This is a genomic window from Thalassobius vesicularis (genome assembly GCF_004799325.1).
Classification (GTDB): domain Bacteria; phylum Pseudomonadota; class Alphaproteobacteria; order Rhodobacterales; family Rhodobacteraceae; genus Thalassobius; species Thalassobius vesicularis.
The window spans coordinates 1-350 of sequence record NZ_SSMD01000042.1; the positions used below are offsets into that span (position 1 = coordinate 1).

General features: G+C 63.7%; 1 protein-coding gene. It reads right to left on the reverse strand.

Translation table 11 applies throughout. The features are described from left to right. Nucleotides 1-350 (reverse strand): HlyD family secretion protein (locus E7681_RS18925; protein WP_211089843.1); only part of this gene is annotated, 350 nt, incomplete at both ends.

Genomic DNA, 350 nt, shown 5'->3' on the forward strand with positions numbered 1-350 from the left:
TCGGCACCGACCTCGGTGACTCTTAGGTCGAAAGGCGTTCTTATCCCAGTGTGTTCCAGCGCCCTCAAGGCCCGCGCAATGGCGGCCTCGCTGCGTGCGATCTGTGCTGCGATCCGGGCCTCACGAGTCGGGATCAATGCGAGGCTGTTTTCCAGTTCGGTGACAGTGCGGCGAGCCAGAAGCGTCGCGCGCTCGGCCTCATCACCGCGGGATTGTGGGACGTTGCCCTGTGCGGTCAGCGTGCGAATGCGCTCCAGGTCGGTTTCGGCTAGAGCCAGCCGTTCGCGCTCTAATTCCAAGATCCGGGTAGTGTTGGCCGCCTCGGTAGCCAGCTGCGCGCTTTCAGCGTT